Origin of the sequence: Micromonospora sp. NBC_01740 (assembly GCF_035920365.1) — a bacterium.
In the GTDB taxonomy this organism is placed as follows: domain Bacteria; phylum Actinomycetota; class Actinomycetes; order Mycobacteriales; family Micromonosporaceae; genus Micromonospora; species Micromonospora reichwaldensis.
Genome location: NZ_CP109150.1, coordinates 1,070,642 through 1,090,708, shown reverse-complemented (window position 1 = coordinate 1,090,708; position 20,067 = coordinate 1,070,642). Strand labels below are relative to the sequence as shown.

The window sequence follows — 20,067 nt, the reverse complement described above, 5'->3', positions numbered from 1 at the left end:
GGGTGCGACCGGTCATGCCAGTTCCTCCCGGATCCTGATCCGACTGCCGACAAGGCGGGGGTCCCGCTGCTCCGCGGCCGGCTCCCGGGTCCGTCGCCAGTCGGTCAGCGCGGTGCGGATCACCATGCGCGCGGGCCGGTCCGGATCGACGTACCGGAAGATGAACGAGGTGCTCACGATGGCGAGCGCGATCTCCCAGGCGGGGAAGAGCTCGACCTGCAACGTGAACAGCCAGTGGATGAACATGTAGAGGGGAACGAGCAGCATGAACAGCCCGTACTGGGCGTACGGCAGGTGGACGGGAAGGGTGTAGCCGGGCGGCCCGAGGTAGACCAGGCGAGCCCGGTAGATGTCGTCGTCGGTGCGCAGCCGCATCTCGTGCCCGCGCCTATTCGAAGATCAGGTCGATCAGGTAGTCGCCGATGAAGAAGAGTGTGGCGGCTCCGGCGATGAAGGCGAGCCCGACGATCGCGATCGCCGAGCTGGTGAGGACCTTGGAGATCTCACCCCGGCTGGCGCGCCCGATGAAGATGACGCCCAGCACGGCCAGCAGGATCGGAGCGATCTTGCTGGCGAAGAACGTGACGACACCCTCGGTGTCGATGCCCTTGGGCGCAGGCTCGGCGAGTGGAGTCGACGCCAGGGCGGAGAGCGTGTGGGCGGCGGCGGACGTCGCCGTCTCCATCAGCTCGATGGCGATCACTGGAACCTCCCCAAGTCGCGGCCGGCGGCGCCGCGGTGGTGCAGTAGTCATGCCTGGCGGGAACGGTGCTCCCTGTGCGCAGCGTCGGCGACCCTGCGTTCGTTACCCACCACGGAGGGTGGTGGGCTTTGGGCGGATTCTCCCGCTTCGGCCCTCCCTCCAGGCTTCGCCATCTCGATGCCGGGCAGTTCCAAAGCGTACGGGCACCCACTGTTTGCGACAAGCCGCGAAGAGTCTGCCCGATCCGACCGGGACGACCGATCGTACACCCGTTCGAATGCGCATGTCATCGCCCTCGACCCGGTCCGTCCGGGGCGCTCCGGCCGACCGGTACCGTCTAGCCGTGACCGATCTGGTACGGGCCTCGGACCCGGTGGTGATGGGCGTCCTCAACGTCACGCCCGACTCCTTCTCCGACGGCGGACGGTACGCCGACCTCGACGCCGCCGTCGGACACGGCGTGCGGCTGCGGACCGACGGCGCCCACCTGGTGGACGTCGGCGGCGAGTCCACCCGGCCGGGCTCCGACCGGGTCGACGCGGAGACCGAGACGGCCCGGGTGGTGCCCGTGATCCGGGAACTGACCGCCGCCGGCGTGCCGGTCAGCATCGACACCACCCGCGCACGGGTCGCCGAGGCGGCCCTCGCCGCCGGCGCGGCCGTGGTCAACGACGTCTCCGGCGGCCTCGCCGACCCCGACATGGCCCGAGTCGTCCGCGACGCCGGCTGCCCATGGGTGCTCATGCACTGGCGGGGCCACTCCCGGGAGATGGGTGAGCTGGCCCGCTACGCCGACGTGGTCGCCGACGTGCGCGCCGAGCTGGGCCGCCGCGTCGACGAGGCGCTGCGGGCCGGCGTCGCCGCCGACCGCATCGTCGTCGACCCGGGGCTCGGCTTCGCCAAGACGGCCGCGCACAACTGGGAACTGAGCACCCGCCTGTCCGAGCTGCTGGACCTCGGCTTCCCGCTGCTCTTCGCGTCCAGCCGCAAGTCGTACCTGGGGCGGCTGCTGGCCGGTCCCGACGGCACCCCCCGCCCCACGGACGGCCGCGACGTGGCCACCGTCGCCACCAGCCTGCTCGCGGTGGCGGCCGGCGCCTGGGGCGTACGCGTGCACGACGTCCGGGCCACCGTGGACGCCCTCGCCGTCTGGCAGGCCACGGGCGCGCCCCGCCTGGCGCCCGCCGCCACCGGTGGGGCCCGGGCGGCCCACGCCGGCGCCGGCCGGGCGGACCGCACCGCCGACCACGGAGGAGACCGATGACCGACCGGATCCAGCTGACCGGCCTGCGGGCGCACGGCCGGCACGGGGTGTACGACTTCGAGCGCGCCCAGGGCCAGGACTTCGTGGTGGACGCCGTCCTGGAGATGGACCTCGCCCCGGCGGCCCGCTCCGACGAGGTGGGCGACACCGTCCACTACGGCGAACTGGCGGAGCGGCTGGTCGCGGTGGTGACCGGCGAGCCGGTCAACCTGATCGAGACGCTCGCCGACCGGCTGCTGGCCGTCTGCCTGGCCGACCCCCGCGTCGAGGCCGCCACGGTCACCGTGCACAAGCCGGAGGCGCCCGTCCCGCACGCCTTCACCGACGTGGCCGTCACGATGACGCGGCGGCGGGACCGGTGACCCGCGCCCTGCTCTCGCTGGGCAGCAACCTCGGCGACCGGCTCGCCCACCTGCGCTCCGCCGTCTCGACGTTCGGCGACAGCGTGCTCCTGGTCTCCGGCGTCTACGAGACTCCACCGTGGGGGGACGCGGACCAGCCCGCGTACCTGAACGCCGCGCTGCTCGCCGAGGACCCGGCCGCTACCCCGTACGACTGGCTGGAGCGCGCCCGGGCGGCGGAGCGCGCCGCCGGGCGCACCCGCGACCCGCAGCGGCGTTTCGGGCCGCGCACCCTGGACGTGGACGTCATCGCCGTGTGGGCCGACGGCGACGAGCCGGTGCTCAGCGACGACCCGGAGCTGACCCTGCCGCACCCCCGGGCCCACCTGCGGGCCTTCGTGCTGCGGCCGTGGATCGACCTCCAGCCGTACGGGCGGCTGCCCGGACACGGCTGGCTGACCGACCTGCTCAACACTCCTCCGGTGGCCGACGACGCGCTGGATCTGCGCCCCCGGCCGGATCTGGCGATAGAGTCGACGGCATGACCCAGTGGAGCCGGCCGGCATGACGCAGGCGCAGTCCCCGCGACCGGGCGGGACGGGCCCCGAGCGGTCCCGGATGGGCCCCACCCGGATCTCCACCCTGGTGGTGGCCGCCCTCGGCGCCGCCGCGGTGGCCTGGTTGCTGATCAGCACCCTCTACTACGACTACCTGCCGGAGCTGCCCTGGCTGCCGGTGGTCACGCTCGCCGCGCTGGCCGTGCTGGAGGCGTACGCCGCCGTGAACACCCGGGGGCGCATCGAGCGCAGGCCGGGCCGCGAGCCGGTCAATCCGCTGCTGGTGGCCCGGTTCGTGGTGCTCGCCAAGGCCTCCGCGCTGGCCGGCGCGATCTTCACCGGGTTCTACGCCGGGCTGACCGGCTGGCTCTTCGTGGAGCGTACCGACGCCGCGATGGGCGACCGGCCGATCGCCGGTGCCGGCCTGCTCGCCGGGTTGGCGCTGACGGGGGCGGCGCTCTGGCTGGAGCGCTCCTGCCGGGTTCCCGAGCAGGAGGACGACGAGGACCGCGAGCCCGGCGGCCGGGAGGGCCGCCCCGGCCCGCGCTGATCCCGGGGGGTTACGCCCGGCCTCCCGCGCGGGTACGGTGCCTGCGACCGGAGAGCAACGCCGCCCCGGTCCGCCCGCGCGTCGGGCCAGGCTGGACGGCGGCCACGTGGGAGGCGGCGTCATGCGGTACGACGAACCGGGGCGTGAGCCGTCCCCCGAGCCCTCGTCCGGCATCCCCGCCTCCGTCCTGGAGAACGTCTTCGACGACCCCGCGCATGGTGAGCCCGGCCGCGACCGGTTCGCCGTGCACGTCGTCTGGGAGCTGCTGCTCCTGGCCGCGTCGGTCGTCCTGGCGTACCTGCTCTGGCGTGAGGAACCGGCCGCGCTGCGCGGCGACGGGCTGCGTTCCCTGCTCCTCGACGCGGTCGTGCTCGGGCTGCTGGCGCTGGCCGCCGGGCTGACCCTGCGTACGGCCGCCGTGAACCTGGCCGTCGGCCCCGTGGCGGTGGCTGCCGCGCTGCACGTCGCCGAGCAGGGCGACCGGGGCGTCAGCGCCGCCGCCGGCCCGGCCCTGCTGGTCGCCGCGCTGGGCGGGATCGCCCTGGCGCTGGTCGTGGTGGTGCTGCACGTGCCCGGCTGGGCCGCGTCCCTCGCCGCCGCCGCCGGGGTGGTCGTGTACATCCAGCAGCGTTCGGCGTCGGTCCTGCCGCAGGGCGACTACGACCCGGAGCGCGGCGCGCTGCACCTCTTCGTCGGGTTCGCGGCCGTCGCGGTGCTCGGCGGTCTGTTCGGCTCGGTGCGGGCCGTCCGCCGGGTGGTCGGCCGGTTCCGCCCGGTCGTGGATCCCGCCCGCCGTCGGGGCGCGGTGGCGGCGGTGGTCACCTCCGGCGCGCTCGTCGGCTCCACGGTCCTGGCCGCGCTGGCCGGCATGCTGACGGCCAGCCGGGACGCCGCCCCGGTCGCGCCGGACCCGGGGCTGGACTGGACGGTGCTCGCGGTCGGCCTGGCGCTGCTCGCCGGCACCAGCGCCTACGGCCGGCGGGGCGGCGTCTTCGGCACCCTGCTGGCGGTCTGCCTGGTCACGGTCTTCTCCGCGTACGCGCAGGCGCGGGGCTGGACGGTGAGCCGGTGGGCGGTCGGCGCTGCGGCGCTCGGCGTCGGGCTGCTGGCCACCCGGCTGGTCGAGGCGTACGGGCGGCCGGCGACCGGCGCGGCGGCGGAACCGGTCCCCGCCGGGGACGGCCGGATCGGCACGGGCTGGACGGCGCCCCCGGCGGACCCGGTCGGCGACTGGCCGCCCGCCGTGCCGAGGCGGTCCCCCGAGAGCCCGGTGGACCCGTGGAGCGACCCCGGCTGGGAGAGCGGCCCGCGCCGGTGGGACGCCGGCGAGCGGTGAGCCGGCGCCGCGTCCACCGGGCCGGGAGTGATCTCGCCGGTTAGGCTCGGCGGCATGACCGACACACCATCGTCCTCCGCCGGCCCGTCGTTCGAGGAACTCGACGCGCTGTCCACCGAGGAGCTGCGGGAGCGGGCGTTCGCGGTCGCCCGGGAGCGCCACGACGTGCGCTTCTTCTGGTCCGTGCTGCGGCACCTGCCGAACGCGGACGAGGCCGCCGTCCTCGACGGCGCGCCCAACTCGGTCGGGCCGACGATCGACGAAGCCGCGGCGCTGTGGCGCGAGCTGACCGGGCACGGCTACGAGGAGTCGGCGCCGCTGCTGCGGGCCGCGTTCATCGACTACCTGATGAAGCACCCGCGACGGTGACGGCGACCGCCGGCCCCAAGCAGGTTTGCCCGCCGCGGTCCGCCGGGAACTGAGCCGATCATGGCGCTCACCAACCCGTCACGCACCGGCGGTCGCTACGGGACGGCGGCGGGCACGGGCGCGCTCGCGGCGCTCCTCCTGGTCGCGGTCTGCGGCAGCCCGGCGTACGTCGGCTGGGCCGCCGGCACCGACCCGAACTCCGCCGGCGGCTGGTACCTGCAACTGCTCTCCTGGCCGGCGTGGCTCTTCAACGGCGACGGGGCGACCGGCAACCTGCTCGTGGCGAACCTGCGGGCCGTCCTGCTGGTCATCCTCGCGGCGCTCTTCCTCTACCTGCTGCCCACCTCGCAGGTGGCCCGGGTGCAGGGGTCGGGGACGCAGTTCTTCTCCGGCTGGGCCGCGTACGTCCTGGCCGGCGGCTTCGCCTCCCTGATCGCCGCCTTCCTCGGCCCGGAACCGTCGCTGCTCACGGCGATCCAGGCGGGCGGCGCCGGCGCGACCTACGGTTTCCTGTCCGGGTGGATCATCGGCGCGGCCAGCCTCGGCGGGCGCGCCTGACCGGGCTGCGCCTCACCGCTCGGGCGCGCCCAGTTCGAGCAGCCGCGCCCGGCTGAGCACGCCGACGGGCCGCCCCCCGTCGGTCACCACGACCCGGTCCGCGGCCGAGGTCAGCAGCACACCCAGCGCGTCGTACGCCGAGCCGCCGAGCGGGATCGTCGGCAGCTCGGCCACCCCGGTCTCGGGCAACGGTTCGACGGCCTCGCCGGTGACCGGGGTGACCGCCAGCCGGCGGATGCCCCGGTCGGCGCCCACGAACTGCCGCACGAAGGGCGTGGCGGGCGCGCCGAGCACAGCGGCCGGGGTGTCGAACTGCTCCAGGCGCCCGCCCTCGGAGAGCACCGCGATCCGGTCGCCCAGCCGGACCGCCTCGTCCAGGTCGTGGGTGACCAGCACGATGGTCTTGCGCACCTCGGCCTGCAACCGGAGGAACTCCTCCTGCAACCGGGTCCGGGCGATCGGGTCGACGGCCGAGAACGGCTCGTCCATCAGCAGCACCACCGGGTCGGCGGCGAGGGCCCGGGCGACCCCGACCCGTTGCCGCTGACCGCCCGAGAGCTCGTGCGGGTAGCGGCGGCCGAACGTGGCCGGATCGAGCCCGACCAGTTCCAGCAGCTCGTCGACCCGGCTGCGGCTGCGCTGACGGGGCCAGCCGAGCAGCCGGGGCACGGTGGCGACGTTGGCGCTGACCGTCTGGTGCGGAAAGAGCCCGACGTTCTGGATCACGTAGCCGATCCGGCGGCGCAACCGGACCGGGTCGACCCGGGTGACGTCCTCGCCGCCGAGCAGGATCCGGCCGCCGGTCGGCTCGATGAGGCGGTTGACCATCCGGAGCACCGTGGACTTGCCGCAGCCCGACGGTCCGATCAGCACCGCCAGCTCGCCGGCCCTGATGTCCAGGCTCAGCTCGCGGACGGCCTCGGTGCCGTCCGGGTACTGCTTGCGGATGCCCTCGAGCGTGATCGACGCCGCGCGCGGTTCGGCGGGGGCGGTGCCCTCCGGGGTAACGTCCACACATGTCCTTCCGCCTGAGCTACCGGGCCGACCCGGGTAACCCGTGGTTCTCCTGGCAGTACGTGCGGGACAACTCTGACACGATCCTCGCCGCCGTGCGTGAGCACACCTCGCTGACGGCTCGCGCGGTGCTGATCGCCGCCCTGATCGCGCTGCCGCTGGCGGTGGCCGCCTACTGGTACCGCTCGCTCGCCGGGCCGGTCCTGGCCCTCACCGGGGTGCTCTACACGGTGCCGTCGCTCGCGCTCTTCGCGTTCGTCGCCCCCTACCTGGGCATCGGCGCGGCGACCGCGCTCAGCGTGGTGGTCCTCTACGCACTCCTGGTGATCGTCCGCAACGCCGTCGCCGGGCTCAACCAGGTGCCCCCCGAGGTCCGCGAGGCGGCGGAGGGGATGGGGTACGGCCGCTGGGGCCGCCTGTTCCGGGTCGAGTTGCCGCTGGCATTGCCGGGCATCCTCACCGGGCTGCGGCTGGCGACCGTCTCCACGGTGGCCCTGGTGACCGTGGGCGTGGTGATCGGGCGTGGCGGCCTGGGGCAGCTCATCTTCGCCGGCTTCCAGAACAACTTCTACAAGGCGCAGATCATGACGGGGACGCTGCTCTGCGTCCTGCTCGCCCTGGTGCTCGACCTGGTCCTGGCCGGTGCGGGCCGGCTGCTGACCCCGTGGCTGAAGGGGCGGTCCCGGTGAATCCGGTCGAGGCGGCGGTGGTCTGGCTCAACGATCCGCTGAACTGGACGAACCCGGGTGGCGTCCTGGAGCGGCTCGGCGAGCACCTGTCGATGTCGGCGGCGGCGGTGGCGCTCGGCTGCCTGGTCGCCTGGCCGATCGGGCTCTGGCTCGGGCACACCGGCCGGGGCGGCGGCCTGGTGGTGCTGGTGTCCAACGTGTCGCTCGCTATCCCCACGCTCGCCCTGCTCACCATCCTGCCGCTGACCTTCCTCGGGTTCGGCCGGCCGTCGGTGGTGGTCGCGCTGGCCGTCTTCGCCGTGCCGCCGCTGCTGGCCAACGCGTACACGGGGGTACGGCAGGCCGATCCGGAGGCCCGGGACGCGGCGCGCGGGATGGGCTTCTCGGGGTGGCAGTTGCTGCGCCGCGTCGAGCTGCCGCTGGCGGTGCCCTACCTGGCGGCCGGGTTCCGCACGGCGGCGGTGCAGGTGGTGGCGACCGCCGCTTTGGCGTCCTTCGTCAACGGCGGCGGGCTGGGCCAGATCATCCGGGCGGGCTTCGGCCTGGACATCGCCGCCGGCGGCGGCCAGATCATCGCCGGCGGCGTGCTGGTGGCCGGGCTCGCCATGCTGCTGGAACTGGTGCTGGCCCTGGTCGAGCGGCTGGTCACGCCGCGCCCGCTGCGGGCGGACCGCCGTCGGGCGCGCCGCCGGGCGGCGCAGGCGGTGGCCGGCGGCTGAGCGTCGGCCGCCCACCCGGATTCCTGCGCCGGGTGGGTTGCGTGGCCGTACCCGGCCACCGTTGCACGGGGACCGGAACGCCTCGACGCCACGGACCCCGGAACATCTCGATGACGGGGTGGCGCGGCTGACTTCCGGTGACGATCCGGTGACAAACCTCGCCTCGGGTTGTCGGTCCCGCGTGGAAGATGTTGGGGTGGGAAACCGGGCGGCCGCAACGCGAGCCGCCCGTGGGACACAGCGGGCGGCCGGACGGAGATCGCCCGTCGGACACGCGGCCGGCCCGGCAGGGTCGCGCCGGGACACGGAAGGCGGGCACTGATGCGCGCTCGTACACGCCTGGCCGTCGGTGCGGTGGGAGCCATCGCCGCGGCGGGGCTGCTGACCGGCTGCGGCGACGCCGGCTCCTCCGGCACGGACGCCCCGGAGCAGGCGGCCTCGGGCGCCGGCTGCGCGCCGGTCGCCGGTGACCAGCTCGTCGTCCTCGACGACGACAAGAAGCTCCAGAACACCGACAACGTCATTCCGGCGGTCAACGCCGACGCGGCCAACCCGCAGCTCATCGCGGCGCTGGACAAGGTCTCGGCCGCGCTCGACACGCCGAAGCTGATCCAGCTGAACAAGGCCGTCGACGTGGACCGCAAGACGGCCCAGAAAGCGGCCGAGGAGTTCGCGGCGGCCAACGGCGTCACCGCGGGCATCGCCAAGGGCCCCGGTGGGCAGATCGTGATCGGCGCGGCCAACTTCACGGAGAACCAGATCCTGGCCGAGCTCTACAAGATCGCCCTGACGGCCGCCGGCTACGACGCCAAGGTGCAGCAGATCGGCAACCGCGAGCTCTACGAGCCGGCCCTGGAGAAGGGCGAGATCCAGGTCGTCCCGGAGTACGCGGCGACCATGGCCGAGTTCCTCAACACCAAGGCCAACGGCAAGGACGCCCAGCCGGTGTCGTCGCCGGAGCTGGAGAAGACCGTCGCGGCGCTCAAGGCGGCCGGCGACAAGGCGGGCCTCGTCTTCGGCACGCCCGCCGCCGCGCAGGACCAGAACGCCTTCGCCGTGACGAAGGCGTTCGCCGACAAGTACGGCGTCAGCACGCTCTCCGAGCTGGCCGCCAAGTGCTCGGGCCAGGCCACGGTGCTGGCCGGGCCGCCGGAGTGCCCGCAGCGGCCGAAGTGCCAGGCGGGGCTCGTCCAGGTCTACGACTTCAAGGCCGGCTCGTTCAGCTCGCTGGACCAGGGCGGCCCGCAGACCAAGAACGCGCTGAAGACCGGGGCCGCGAGCGTGGGCCTGGTGTTCTCCTCGGACGGCGCACTGGCCGTCGGCTGATGCCCGACCGGCCGCCGGTGACTTTGTGCCGCCGGCGGCCGACGGGCGGGCGGCGCGGTCGGCCGGTCGACGGCGGGCGGGGCGATCGGCGGCGAAGATGCCGGATGCCCCGTTCACCCTTTCCCGGGCGGCGCAGCTCTCGGTAGGCTCCGGACCCATGCCAGCCCCGGTCGCCCCCGCCTACAAGCGCAGTCCGTCACTGCTCACCGTGCTCTTCTGGATCGGTGTCGCCCTGGCGCCGGTGGCGGCGTTGATCCTGCTCGTCGCCGACGGCAACGGCCCGCTGCGGTTCGCCGCCGTGCTGGCCATCCTGGCCGTCGTCCTGATCGGCCTGTCGATCGCGTTGCGCGCCGACGGTGCGGGCCCGGCCCGTACCGACGAGCTGCTGGACGAGATCGAGGAACTCCGCCGCGAATTGCGCGGGGAGATCGTGGCCGCCGCCCAACGCGGCAACCAGGCGCTCGACCACGCCCAGCGGGCGCAGGACGAGGTCGCCGCGCTGCGTCGGCGGCTGGACGCGAGCAGCGCCGCGCTGGCCGGCGTCGACGCCCCGGCCGGCGCCGGCCGGGCCCGGGCGTCCGTCGACGACGCGGTCCCCGGCCGCAGGCAGGTGCCGGACCAGGACGACGCGGTGCACCGCCGGGGACGCGCGGACCGGGACGACGAGGAGCCCGCCGGCAGGCCGCAGCCGACTCCGCGTGCCGCGCGGCCCGTGGCCGCCCCGGCCGCCGGGTACGGCACGGACGGGCCGGCCCCGGGCACGGCCGGTGGGTACGGCCCGGAGCGGCCGGCCGCCGGCGGAACGGCCGGGGTGTACGGGGCGGCCCGGCCGGCGGAGCCGACGGGCCAGCCCTCGGCCCGTTCGCTCGGGGTGGTGCGGCACACCGAGACCGTGCACGTCACCACCCGGCACACCATCGTGGACGGCGCCGCGTCCGTCCCCGGTGACCGCGGGAGCCGCTACGGCGGCGGGTACGCGGGACGCTGGTCGCCGGAGCAGGAGGAGCGGCCGTGGCCGGGTGAGCCGGACGACCGTTCCTGGGCCGGTCACGGGCACGGCGAACCGGACGACCGGTCCCGTCACGACGACCGGTCCCGTCACGACGACCGGCCACGCCGGGAAGACGACGTGTCGCGGCCGGGCCCCGGGGCTGCCCGGGACGACCGGCCCCGGCCCGCCCAGCCCGGCGGCCGGGAGTGGTCCGGCGAGCGCGACGAGCGGGAGTGGCCGGGGCGGCACGACGAGCGCGGACAGCAGCGGGCCGACCCGGGTCGGGGCGGCGCGGGGGCACCGGGCTGGGATGCGCCGGTCGAAGCGCGCGGGCACGGCCGGGCGTACCCGCCGGACGAGGCGGGGGCGGAGAGCGGGGAGTACTGGTCGCAGTTGCGCGCCGGGGACCGGTGGGCGGCCGTGCGCGACGACGACCGGGGCCGGGAGCTGCGGATCGGGGAGCGGCGTGCCGAGGTGCACGCGGACGCCACCGGCACCGAGTACCGGGTCGCGGACCGCTGGGCGTCGGTCCGGCGGGACGAGCCGCGCCGGGGCCCGGACCGGGCGGACGACGGGTGGCGCGGCGGCTGGTCGGAGCCGGACGGCGCCCCGGCCCTGCCGGCCGGCGGGGTGCCGGTGCCCGACGAGTGGCGTGCGCCCCGTCAGCGGGGACAGCAGCCCGAGGCGCGGCACGACGCCGGTCAGCCCGAGGCGCACCGCACCCGTCGGGCGGAGCCCGAGCCGCAGCGGTACGGCCGGCGGCAGGAGGAGCCCTACGGCTACCCGCCGCAGGACGACGAGCCCCGCGCGGGCGGAGCCCGCAACGCCGACCGCTGGCGCTGACCCCGGACGTCGGTTCCGACCGGCAGCCGCCGCGCCGCCCGTCGCGACCGGACGGGCGTACGCGGCCGGGTCACTTGTCGATGTCGCCGACCACGAAGAACATCGAGCCGAGGATGGCGATCAGGTCCGGTACCAGGCAGCCGGGGAGCAGGGTGGCCAGCGCCTGCACGTTCGCGTACGACGCGGTGCGCAGCTTCAGTCGCCACGGCGTCTTCTCGCCCCGGGAGACCAGGTAGTAGCCGTTGATGCCGAGCGGGTTCTCGGTCCAGGCGTAGGTGTGCCCCTCGGGGGCCTTGAGCACCTTCGGCAGCCGGGTGTTGACCGGCCCGGTGAGCCGGTCCACCCGGTCCAGGCACTGCTCGGCGAGGTCGAGCGAGGCGTACACCTGGTCGAGCAGCACCTCGAAGCGGGCGTGGCAGTCCCCGGCGGTCTTCGTCACGACCGGCACGTCCAGCTGGTCGTAGGCCAGGTAGGGCTCGTCGCGGCGCAGGTCCAGGTCGAGGCCGGAGGCCCGGGCGACGGGCCCGGACGCGCCGAACGCGGCGGCGTCCGCCGCGGAGAGCACCCCGACGCCGACCGTACGGGCCAGGAAGATGTCGTTGCGCCGGATGAGGTTGTCCAGGTCCGGCATCCGCCGGCGGACCTCGGCGATGGCGGCCCGCGCCCGGCCGGTCCAGCCGGCGGGGATCTCCTCCTTGAGCCCACCGACCCGGTTGAACATGTAGTGGATCCGGCCGCCGGAGACCTCCTCCATGACCGCCTGGATGGTCTCCCGTTCGCGGAACGCGTAGAACATCGGCGTGATCGCGCCGATCTCCAGCGGGTAGGAGCCGAGGAACATCAGGTGGTTGAGCACCCGGTTCAGCTCCGCGAGGGCCATCCGCAGCCAGGTGGCCCGCTCCGGCACCTCCATGCCCATCAGCCGTTCGACGGCGAGCACCACGCCCAGCTCGTTGGAGAAGGCCGAGAGCCAGTCGTGCCGGTTGGCCAGCACGATGATCTGTCGGTAGTCGCGGACCTCGAAGAGCTTCTCGGCGCCCCGGTGCATGTAGCCGACGATCGGCTCGCAGGCCACCACCCGCTCGCCGTCGAGCACCAGCCTGAGCCGGAGCACGCCGTGCGTGGAGGGGTGCTGCGGCCCGATGTTGAGCACCATGTCGGTGCCGAGCTGATCGCCGCCGGCCCCGGTGCCGACGGTCAGCTCGCGGAGGTCGCCGGCGTCCGTGGTCATGCCCGTCATCGTGCCATGAACGGCCCGGGGTCGACGCCGACCGGTTGCCGCAGCCACCAGTGCCCACCCAACCCGGCCGGGTCGGTCAGCTCGGCCACCGCCGACGCGGCGGCGAGCGCCCGCACGTACCCGGCCGGGTCGCTGGCGGCCAGGCTGAGCGGGGGTCGGCCGCCGTCGGCCCCGAGCGCCCGCAGCGCCTCCCGCTGCGACACCAGGTCGTACGCGCACCGCGCGACCCGGGCGCCGGCGGAGGCGACCGAGTCGACGGCGACGTGCGCGGTGACGTCGCGGCTCCCGTCCGGCACCGGGGGCACCTGCCGCCCGCCCCGGTACCCGGTCAACGTCCCGTCCACGGGCCGGCCGTCCCGCAGGTGCCCGTAGTCCACCGCCAGCGCCAGCCCCCGGTCGAGCTTTCCCACCGCCTCGGCCCAGGCCTCGTCGCGCGTCCGGCCGATCTCGGCTCTGACTGCTGTCAGGGGTTCCGGGCGGTCGCTCCGGGCGGTCAGGCTTGATCCCTCCGCCGATCGGGCCGCCCGGAGCCCCGACCCGGCCGGGCCGGTCCCGTCGATGTCGGCCGCCGGCACCGGCCACCACCGGGTGAGCCAGTCCGCGTCGGCGGGGTCGACCGGGTCGTCCACGGTCTCCTCGCCGGTGGCCGGGTCGACCAGCAGGTAGCGCCACCCTTCGGCGGTGTGCACCGCCACGTCGAGCGGCACGTTGTCCAGCCACTCGGTGGCCACCAGCAGCCCGGTGATCCCGTCGGGAATCTCGTCGAGCCAGTCGATCCCGTCGGGCAGGTCGGCCGGTCGGGTTGCCTTCTCGACCGCGGTGAGGCGTACCCGGGAGGCGAGCGGAACCGACGCGGAGGGCGCGGGACCGGCGGCCGGCGGGCCGGAAGAGGCCGAGGGCCGGGCGGCGGCCGGGGGAGTCGGGGTTGCCGGGGAGCCCGTCCGCGGAGGGATCAAGCCTGACCGTCCGGAGCGGGCGGGCTCCCCGGCAACCCCCAACGCGGCGGAGAGCGCACGCAGCAACTCGCCCCGACCCGCCCCTACGTCCACGACGCGGAGGTCGGCGGGGTGGCCGAGTGCGGCGTCGACCTGCTCGACGAGCCGCAGCAGCGCATCGGCGAAGGCCGGAGACGCGTGCACGCTGGTGCGGAAGTGGCCGGCGGGGCCCGACCCGGAGACGAAGAAGCCGCCCGGCCCGTAGAGGGACCGTTCCATCGCGTCCCGCCAGCGCTCCGGCATCAGTTCGTTCCTCCCGAGCTGCCTGTCCTGCCCGCCACCGGCCGGCCGTACGGCGTGCGTCACCGGCCCGACCCTACGGTCAGCCGGTCGGAGCGGACGTTCCATCCCCGGGTGTGCCGCCGGTGCCGCCGGTGAACGTTTTCACACATCCTTGTCCCGCTTCCGTAACCCCGGCGCATACTTGCCATCGACCGGTACCCCTTCTCGAGGACTGGATCGTCGCCCATGAGCGCACCCCCGCGCCCGCGTTCGGCCGCCCCCCACGGGGCCGCCGTACCGCCGGCCGCCACCCCCCGTCTCCTCACCGTCGGCGTCGTCGGCTCCGGCCGGGTCGGCACCGTGCTGGGCGCCGCACTCGCCGCCGCCGGCCACCGGGTCGTCGCCGTCACAGCCGGCTCCGGCGCCTCCCGGGCCCGGGCCGCGCTGCTGCTTCCCGACGTGTCCCGCCGCTCCGCCGCCGCCGTGGCGCGGGCGGCCACCGACCTGCTGCTGGTCGCCGTGCCCGACGACGCGCTCGCCGGGGTGGTCGCCGCCCTGGCCGACGGTGGCGCGCTGCGCCCCGGCCAGGTGGTCGCGCACACCTCGGGCGCGCACGGGCTGGCCGTGCTCGCCCCCGCCGCCGCGGCGGGCGCCCGCCCGCTCGCCCTGCACCCCGCGATGACCTTCACCGGTACGCCGGACGACCTGGCCCGGCTGGCCGGCATCTCGTACGGGGTGACCGCCCCGGCGGAGCTGCGCCCCCTGGCCGCCCGGCTGGTCGCCGACCTCGGCGGGGTGCCGGAGTGGGTCGGCGAGGCGGACCGGCCGCTCTACCACGCGGCGCTGGCGCACGGCGCCAACCACCTGGTGACCCTGGTCAACGAGGCGGCCGACCGGCTGCGCGACGCCGGGGTGGCCCAGCCGGAGAAGGTGCTCGCCCCGCTGCTGCGGGCCGCCCTGGAGAACGCGCTGCGCCTCGGCGACGACGCGCTGACCGGGCCGGTGTCCCGGGGCGACGCCGGCACGGTCGAGCGCCACCTGGCGCGGCTCGCCGCGACTGCCCCCGAGTCGGTGGCGCCCTACCTGGCCCTGGCCCGGCGTACGGCCGACCGGGCCATCGCCGCGGGCCGGTTGCGGCCGGTCGACGCGGAGTCGCTGCTCGGCGTGCTCGCCGGCGACCGGCGCGAGGTGGCGGCGTGACCGGGCCGACGGTGGACGGAGGGGGACAGGTGACGGAACTGGTGCACACCCGCGCCGAGCTGGCTGCGGCGCGCGACGGGCTCAAGGGCACCGTGGGCGTCGTGATGACCATGGGCGCGCTGCACTCCGGGCACGAGACGCTGCTGCGGGCGGCCCGGGAGCGCGCCGACCACGTGCTCGTCACGATCTTCGTCAACCCGTTGCAGTTCGGCCCGAACGAGGACTTCGACCGTTATCCGCGCACCCTCGACGCCGACCTGGAGATCTGCCGGCGGGCGGGCGCGGACGTGGTCTTCGCCCCCGCCGTGGCGGACATGTACCCGGACGGCCAGCCCCGGGTGCGGGTCAACCCGGGCCCGCTGGGGGAGGACCTGGAGGGGCAGAGCCGCCCCGGGTTCTTCCACGGGGTGCTCACCGTGGTGCTGAAGCTGCTCCAGCTCACCCGCGCCGACCTGACGTTCTTCGGCGAGAAGGACTACCAGCAGCTGACCCTGGTGCGGCGGATGGCCCGGGACCTCGACGTGCCGGTCGAGGTGGTCGGCGTGCCGACCGTGCGGGAGCCGGACGGGCTGGCCCTGTCCAGCCGCAACCGCTACCTGTCCCCGGCCGAGCGGGAGGCCGCGCTGAGCCTGTCCGCGGCGCTGCGGGCCGGGGCCGCGGCCGCCGACGAGGGCGGTGACGCGGGGGCGGTGCTCGCCGCCGCGCACGCGGCCTTCGGCGCCGGTACGCCCGGCGCGCGCCTCGACTACCTGGTGCTCACCGACCCGGACCTGGAACCGGGGCCGGTCTCCGGGCCGGCGCGGCTGCTCGTGGCCGCCTGGGTGGGCGCCACCCGGTTGATCGACAACGCGGCGATCCGGCTCGCCCCCCGTTCCTGAACCCCGCCCCCGCCACCTTCCGCGAAAGGCATCCCGATGCTGCGCACCATGCTCAAGTCGAAGATCCACCGGGCCACGGTGACCCAGGCCGACCTGCACTACGTCGGCTCGGTGACCGTCGACGAGGACCTGCTCGACGCCGCCGACCTGATCCCCGGCGAGCAGGTGGCGATCGTGGACATCACCAACGGGGCGCGGCTGGAGACGTACGTGATCCCGGGCGAGCGGGGCAGCGGCGTGATCGGCATCAACGGCGCCGCCGCCCACCTGGTGCACCCGGGAGACCTGGTCATCCTCATCTCGTACGGGCAGATGGACGACGCCGAGGCCCGCGCCTACCGGCCGCGGGTCGTGCACGTCGACGCCGACAACCGGGTCGTCGAGCTGAACGCCGACCCGACCACCGCTGCACCCGGCACCGCCGGCGCCCCGATCCCCAATCCCCTCGCCGCCGCCGTCTGACCCGCCCGGTCCCGCCTCCGCCCGGTCCTCCGGCGGCATTCTGTGGGCTTTCGTACCCTTCGTGACCGCAGGACCCTGGCGGTGCGGGAAGCGACCGTGCGTGCGGTCTGTCACCGGAAGGTCATCCCTGGGTAGTCTGGTTGCCCGTCGAGAGACGCGGGTGGCTGGGGGAGGCCGCTGTGCGCCGTGCGATGACCACCCTGCTCGCTGCCGTCGCCACGGCCGCGCTCCTGGCCGGCTGCGCCGACGCCGGCGGGCTGGACGGTGACCTGGTCGACGACTGGGCGGCCCCACCCGCCGCAGGGCCCTTCACCCCGGCCGCCGGGGTGTGCCAGGTCGCCGACTTCGTCGACGTGGTGACCCTGGCGGCGTACACGCCGGTGGACTGCGCCGCGCCGCACCGGGTCGAGACCGTGCACGTGGGCGCCTTCCCGGCCGGGCGGCCCGCCCCGCCGCCGGGCGGCTCGGCCGAGCTGCGGGGCGCCTTCGCCGACTGCGACGGCCGGGCGACCGGTCACGTGGGCGCCGACTGGCGGGCGGGGCGGCTGCGGCTGGCGGTGGCGGTGCCGTCCGGGGCGGGCTGGACGGCGGGCGCCCGCTGGTACCGGTGCGACCTGACCGAGGTGAGCACCGTCGAGGCCGCCGCCACGGTGGTGGTCCGCACCGGCAGCCTCCGGGACGCGCTGCGGGGGCCGTCCCCGCTACGCCTCGGCTGCCAGCAGGCCCGCTCCCGGGGCGGTTCGGTGCGGACGCTGCTCCCGGTCGACTGCGCTGCCCGGCACGACGCCGAGTTCGTCGGGGTGTGGCGGGCGCCCGACCGCCCGTACCCGACCCGGGCCGCCGACTGGGCCCCGCTGTACGCCGGTTGCCGCTCGGTGCTCAGCCGCTACGTGAGGGTGCCCGACGACGCCGACCTGCGCTTCCGCAGCGGGGTGGTGGTCCGTCCGCCGGGAGCGGGCCGGTGGCGCGTCGGCGACCGGGGCGTTCGCTGCTACCTCTGGCTCGACGACCGTACGGTGACCGGCTCGCTGCGGGGCGCGGGCCCGGCGGCCCTCCCGGTCCGGACGCGGTAGCGCGCCGGCCCACGCAGGCGGCTCCACGCGTGGCGCCGGCCAGCTTGCCCGGCTCGGGACCCCATGGCCCAAACCACTCGTCCCGCCCCCGCCGCCCCCCGCGAGGACCCTTCGGGTTGACTGTGGGTATGGACCTTCCGACCGTCGACCTGCCGGCGCTGCCCAGACTGCTGGCCGCCCCCGCGCCCGGCTGGGTGGAGACCACCGACGTGATCGTGGTCGGTTCCGGGGTGGCGGGCCTGACCGCCGCGCTGCACCTGCGCGAGGCGGGGCTGCACGTCACCGTGGTGACCAAGGTCGACATCGACGAGGGGTCGACCCGCTGGGCGCAGGGCGGCATCGCCGCCGTGCTCGACCCGCAGGACACGCCGACCGCGCACGCCTCGGACACCGAGATCGCCGGCGTGGGGCTCTGCGACCCGGCGGCGGTGCGGGTGCTGGTCGAGGAGGGCCCCACCCGGCTGCGTGAGCTGATGCGGATCGGGGCGGAGTTCGACCGCAACCCGGACGGCTCGCTGATGCTGACCCGGGAGGGCGGGCACCGGGCCGACCGGATCGTGCACGCCGGCGGCGACGCCACCGGTGCGGAGGTGCAGCGCGCCCTGCACGCCGCCGTGCGCCGCGACCCGTGGATCCGGCTGGTGGAGCACGCCCTGGTGCTGGACCTGCTGCGCGCCCCCGGGGACGGCCCCGACGGGCTCGGCCCGGCCTGCGGCATCACCCTGCACGTGCTCGGCGAGGGCAGCGAGGACGGCGTGGGCGCCATCCTGGGCCGGGCGGTCGTCCTGGCCACCGGCGGGATGGGCCAGATCTACGCGGCCACCACCAACCCGGCCGTGTCGACCGGGGACGGGGTGGCCCTCGCGATGCGGGCCGGCGCGGCGGTGACCGACGTGGAGTTCGTCCAGTTCCACCCGACCGCGCTGATCACCCCGGCCGGCGCCGGCGTGCCCGGCACCGGGCACGCCCAGCAGCCGCTGGTCTCCGAGGCGTTGCGCGGCGAGGGCGCCCACCTGGTCGACGGCGACGGCAAGCGGTTCATGGTCGGGCAGCACGAGCTGGCCGAGCTGGCGCCCCGGGACGTGGTGGCCAAGGGCATCCACCGGGTCCTGCTGGCCACCGGCGCGGACCACGTCTTCCTCGACGCCCGGCACCTGGGCGGTGACTTCCTGGCCCGGCGCTTCCCGACCATCGTCGCGTCCTGCCTGGCCATCGGGGTCGACCCGGGGACCGACCTGATCCCGGTCGCCCCTGCCGCCCACTACGCCTCCGGCGGCGTCCGCACGGACCTGCGCGGCCGCACCTCCATCCCCGGGCTGTACGCGTGCGGCGAGGTCGCCTGCACCGGCGTGCACGGCGCGAACCGGCTGGCCAGCAACTCGCTGCTGGAGGGGCTGGTCTTCTCCCGCCGGATCGCCGAGGACATCGCGGCCGGGCTGCCCGAGCAGGCCCAGCCGGCGGCGACGGGCGCCTGGGTGGGCGGCGAGGGCTGGGTGGTGCCGGCCGAGGCGACGCCGACGCTGCAACGGGCGATGACCCGGGGCGCGGGCGTGCTCCGCTCGGCGGAGACCCTCGCCGCGACCGCCGGCGTGCTGACCGGGCTCGGCGAGGGCCGGGGCCGGCCCCGGACGGCCGACTGGGAGGCGACGAACCTGATCACCGTGGCGTCGGCGCTGGTCGCCGCCGCGTACGCCCGCCGGGAGACCCGGGGCTGCCACTGGCGGGAGGACTTCCCGACGGCCGACGAGCGGTGGCACGGCCACCTGGTCGGCGCGGTAGGGGCGCAGGGCCGGCTGACGCAAACGTGGGAGGGAACCCGATGACGGAGTCGACGGAACGGGCACTGCGGGACGCCGGCCTGGATCCGGCGCAGGTGCGGCGGACGGTCGAGGCCGCGCTCGCCGAGGACCTGGGCCCGGATCTCCTGGACGTCACCAGCGTCGCCACCATCCCGGCCGGGCAGACCGACACGGCCGACCTGGTGGCCCGCGCCGACGGCGTGGTGGCCGGGCTGGCCGTGGCGGCGGCCGTGTTCGAGCTGGTCGGCGAGGCGACCGGCGCCGGTCGTACGGTCGAGGTGTCGGTGGTGGCCCGCGACGGCGAGCGGGTGGCGCGCGGCGACGTGCTGGCCACGGTGACCGGCCCCACCCGGCTGCTGCTGACCGCCGAGCGCACGGCGCTCAACCTGCTCTGCCGGATGTCCGGGGTGGCCACCCACACCCGGGCCTGGGCGGACGCCCTGGCCGGCACCAAGGCGATGGTGCTGGACACCCGCAAGACGACCCCGGGCCTGCGCGCCCTGGAGAAGTACGCGGTCCGCGCGGGCGGCGGCACGAACAAGCGGATGGGCCTGCACGACGTCGCGATGATCAAGGACAACCACAAGTTCGCGGCGGGCGGCATCACGGCGGCCTTCCGCCGGGTCCGGGAGACCTTCCCGGACGTGCCCGTGCAGGTCGAGGTGGACACGGTCGCCGAGGCGGTGGAGGCGGTCGAGGCCGGGGCGGACTTCCTGCTGCTGGACAACATGACCCCGGAGATGCTCACCGAGGTGGCCGCCCTGGTGGGGGACCGGGCGGAGCTGGAGGCGACCGGCGGGCTGACCCTCGACGTGGCGGCGCGGTACGCGGCGACCGGCGTCGACTTCCTGTCGGTCGGGGCCCTGACGCACTCCTCGCCGATCCTCGACATCGCCATGGACCTGCGCACCGCGTGAACCGGCGGCCGGGCGTTGTCT

Annotated in this window: 22 protein-coding genes; 17 read left to right on the top strand and 5 right to left on the bottom strand. The window is 75.6% G+C overall.

Annotated features, from left to right (window positions below; translation table 11 throughout):
- Window positions 1-12: 12 nt before the first annotated feature.
- Together OG989_RS05245 and OG989_RS05240 are read right to left on the bottom strand one after the other, a co-directional pair.
- Window positions 13-375, bottom strand: coding sequence for a hypothetical protein (locus OG989_RS05245; protein ID WP_089003089.1), 363 nt, complete (start codon window positions 373-375; stop codon window positions 13-15).
- A 13-nt stretch (window positions 376-388) separates the two neighbouring features.
- The gene (locus OG989_RS05240) at window positions 389-703 is read right to left on the bottom strand and encodes a hypothetical protein (protein WP_121401588.1); all 315 of its coding nucleotides are present in this window, start codon (window positions 701-703) and stop codon (window positions 389-391) included.
- A gap of 343 nt (window positions 704-1,046) precedes the next feature.
- On the opposite strand from OG989_RS05240, the gene folP reads away from it, so the two are divergent.
- The 7 genes from folP to OG989_RS05205 all read left to right on the top strand — a co-directional run bounded on the left by folP (window position 1,047) and on the right by OG989_RS05205 (window position 5,678).
- Window positions 1,047-1,967: a dihydropteroate synthase gene (gene folP / locus OG989_RS05235; RefSeq protein WP_327029838.1), complete on the top strand. Its 921-nt coding sequence runs from the start codon at window positions 1,047-1,049 to the stop codon at window positions 1,965-1,967.
- A complete protein-coding gene (gene folB / locus OG989_RS05230) occupies window positions 1,964-2,329 on the top strand; it encodes a dihydroneopterin aldolase (RefSeq protein ID WP_151456509.1) in 366 nt (121 codons plus the stop codon). The genes folP and folB overlap by 4 nt, the downstream gene beginning before the upstream one ends.
- On the top strand, window positions 2,326-2,853 hold the full coding sequence (folK, locus tag OG989_RS05225) for a 2-amino-4-hydroxy-6-hydroxymethyldihydropteridine diphosphokinase (protein WP_311413188.1): 528 nt from the start codon (window positions 2,326-2,328) through the stop codon (window positions 2,851-2,853). Before folB ends, folK begins: the two co-directional genes overlap by 4 nt.
- Window positions 2,854-2,872: 19 nt before the next feature.
- Window positions 2,873-3,415 (top strand): DUF3180 domain-containing protein, encoded by a 543-nt coding sequence (locus tag OG989_RS05220; protein ID WP_132238636.1) that lies wholly within the window; start codon window positions 2,873-2,875, stop codon window positions 3,413-3,415.
- 121 nt (window positions 3,416-3,536) lie between these two features.
- Complete coding sequence (locus OG989_RS05215; RefSeq protein ID WP_442791909.1) at window positions 3,537-4,751, top strand: ABC transporter permease; 1,215 nt, start codon at window positions 3,537-3,539, stop codon at window positions 4,749-4,751.
- A gap of 54 nt (window positions 4,752-4,805) precedes the next feature.
- Window positions 4,806-5,120 carry a hypothetical protein gene (locus OG989_RS05210; RefSeq protein ID WP_327029836.1) on the top strand — a complete coding sequence of 105 codons (315 nt, stop codon included), beginning with the start codon at window positions 4,806-4,808 and terminating at the stop codon, window positions 5,118-5,120.
- A gap of 60 nt (window positions 5,121-5,180) precedes the next feature.
- Window positions 5,181-5,678 (top strand): hypothetical protein, encoded by a 498-nt coding sequence (locus tag OG989_RS05205; RefSeq protein ID WP_311413186.1) that lies wholly within the window; start codon window positions 5,181-5,183, stop codon window positions 5,676-5,678.
- A gap of 12 nt (window positions 5,679-5,690) precedes the next feature.
- Here OG989_RS05205 and OG989_RS05200 read toward each other — a convergent pair whose 3' ends face one another.
- Window positions 5,691-6,692 (bottom strand): ABC transporter ATP-binding protein, encoded by a 1,002-nt coding sequence (locus tag OG989_RS05200; protein WP_151456514.1) that lies wholly within the window; start codon window positions 6,690-6,692, stop codon window positions 5,691-5,693.
- 2 nt (window positions 6,693-6,694) lie between these two features.
- Between OG989_RS05200 and OG989_RS05195 the strand changes: the two genes are divergently transcribed.
- The 4 genes from OG989_RS05195 (at window position 6,695) to OG989_RS05180 (ending at window position 11,260) form a co-directional block, all read left to right on the top strand.
- A complete protein-coding gene (locus OG989_RS05195; protein WP_327029835.1) occupies window positions 6,695-7,381 on the top strand; it encodes an ABC transporter permease in 687 nt (228 codons plus the stop codon).
- Window positions 7,378-8,100 (top strand): ABC transporter permease, encoded by a 723-nt coding sequence (locus tag OG989_RS05190; protein WP_151456516.1) that lies wholly within the window; start codon window positions 7,378-7,380, stop codon window positions 8,098-8,100. The genes OG989_RS05195 and OG989_RS05190 overlap by 4 nt, the downstream gene beginning before the upstream one ends.
- Window positions 8,101-8,421: 321 nt before the next feature.
- Window positions 8,422-9,426, top strand: a complete 1,005-nt coding sequence (locus OG989_RS05185; RefSeq protein ID WP_442791908.1) for a glycine betaine ABC transporter substrate-binding protein — start codon at window positions 8,422-8,424, stop codon at window positions 9,424-9,426.
- A 157-nt stretch (window positions 9,427-9,583) separates the two neighbouring features.
- Window positions 9,584-11,260, top strand: a complete 1,677-nt coding sequence (locus tag OG989_RS05180) for a hypothetical protein (protein ID WP_327029834.1) — start codon at window positions 9,584-9,586, stop codon at window positions 11,258-11,260.
- A gap of 70 nt (window positions 11,261-11,330) precedes the next feature.
- Here OG989_RS05180 and OG989_RS05175 read toward each other — a convergent pair whose 3' ends face one another.
- Entirely contained in the window at window positions 11,331-12,500 is a 1,170-nt protein-coding gene (locus OG989_RS05175; RefSeq protein WP_207914470.1) for an NADH-quinone oxidoreductase subunit D, read from the bottom strand.
- On the bottom strand, window positions 12,497-13,738 hold the full coding sequence (locus OG989_RS05170; protein ID WP_327031112.1) for an SAM-dependent methyltransferase: 1,242 nt from the start codon (window positions 13,736-13,738) through the stop codon (window positions 12,497-12,499). The genes OG989_RS05175 and OG989_RS05170 overlap by 4 nt, the downstream gene beginning before the upstream one ends.
- A 225-nt stretch (window positions 13,739-13,963) precedes the next feature.
- Between OG989_RS05170 and OG989_RS05165 the strand changes: the two genes are divergently transcribed.
- The 6 genes from OG989_RS05165 (at window position 13,964) to nadC (ending at window position 20,046) form a co-directional block, all read left to right on the top strand.
- Window positions 13,964-14,917 carry a Rossmann-like and DUF2520 domain-containing protein gene (locus tag OG989_RS05165; protein ID WP_327029833.1) on the top strand — a complete coding sequence of 318 codons (954 nt, stop codon included), beginning with the start codon at window positions 13,964-13,966 and terminating at the stop codon, window positions 14,915-14,917.
- A 29-nt stretch (window positions 14,918-14,946) separates the two neighbouring features.
- Entirely contained in the window at window positions 14,947-15,795 is an 849-nt protein-coding gene (panC, locus tag OG989_RS05160; protein WP_151457734.1) for a pantoate--beta-alanine ligase, read from the top strand.
- 36 nt (window positions 15,796-15,831) lie between these two features.
- Entirely contained in the window at window positions 15,832-16,257 is a 426-nt protein-coding gene (gene panD / locus OG989_RS05155) for an aspartate 1-decarboxylase (protein WP_327029832.1), read from the top strand.
- Window positions 16,258-16,448: 191 nt separating this feature from the next.
- Window positions 16,449-17,330 (top strand): septum formation family protein, encoded by an 882-nt coding sequence (locus OG989_RS05150; protein WP_327031111.1) that lies wholly within the window; start codon window positions 16,449-16,451, stop codon window positions 17,328-17,330.
- 128 nt (window positions 17,331-17,458) lie between these two features.
- Complete coding sequence (locus tag OG989_RS05145) at window positions 17,459-19,153, top strand: L-aspartate oxidase (RefSeq protein ID WP_327029831.1); 1,695 nt, start codon at window positions 17,459-17,461, stop codon at window positions 19,151-19,153.
- Window positions 19,150-20,046 carry a carboxylating nicotinate-nucleotide diphosphorylase gene (nadC, locus tag OG989_RS05140; protein ID WP_327029830.1) on the top strand — a complete coding sequence of 299 codons (897 nt, stop codon included), beginning with the start codon at window positions 19,150-19,152 and terminating at the stop codon, window positions 20,044-20,046. Before OG989_RS05145 ends, nadC begins: the two co-directional genes overlap by 4 nt.
- Window positions 20,047-20,067: the final 21 nt, after the last annotated feature.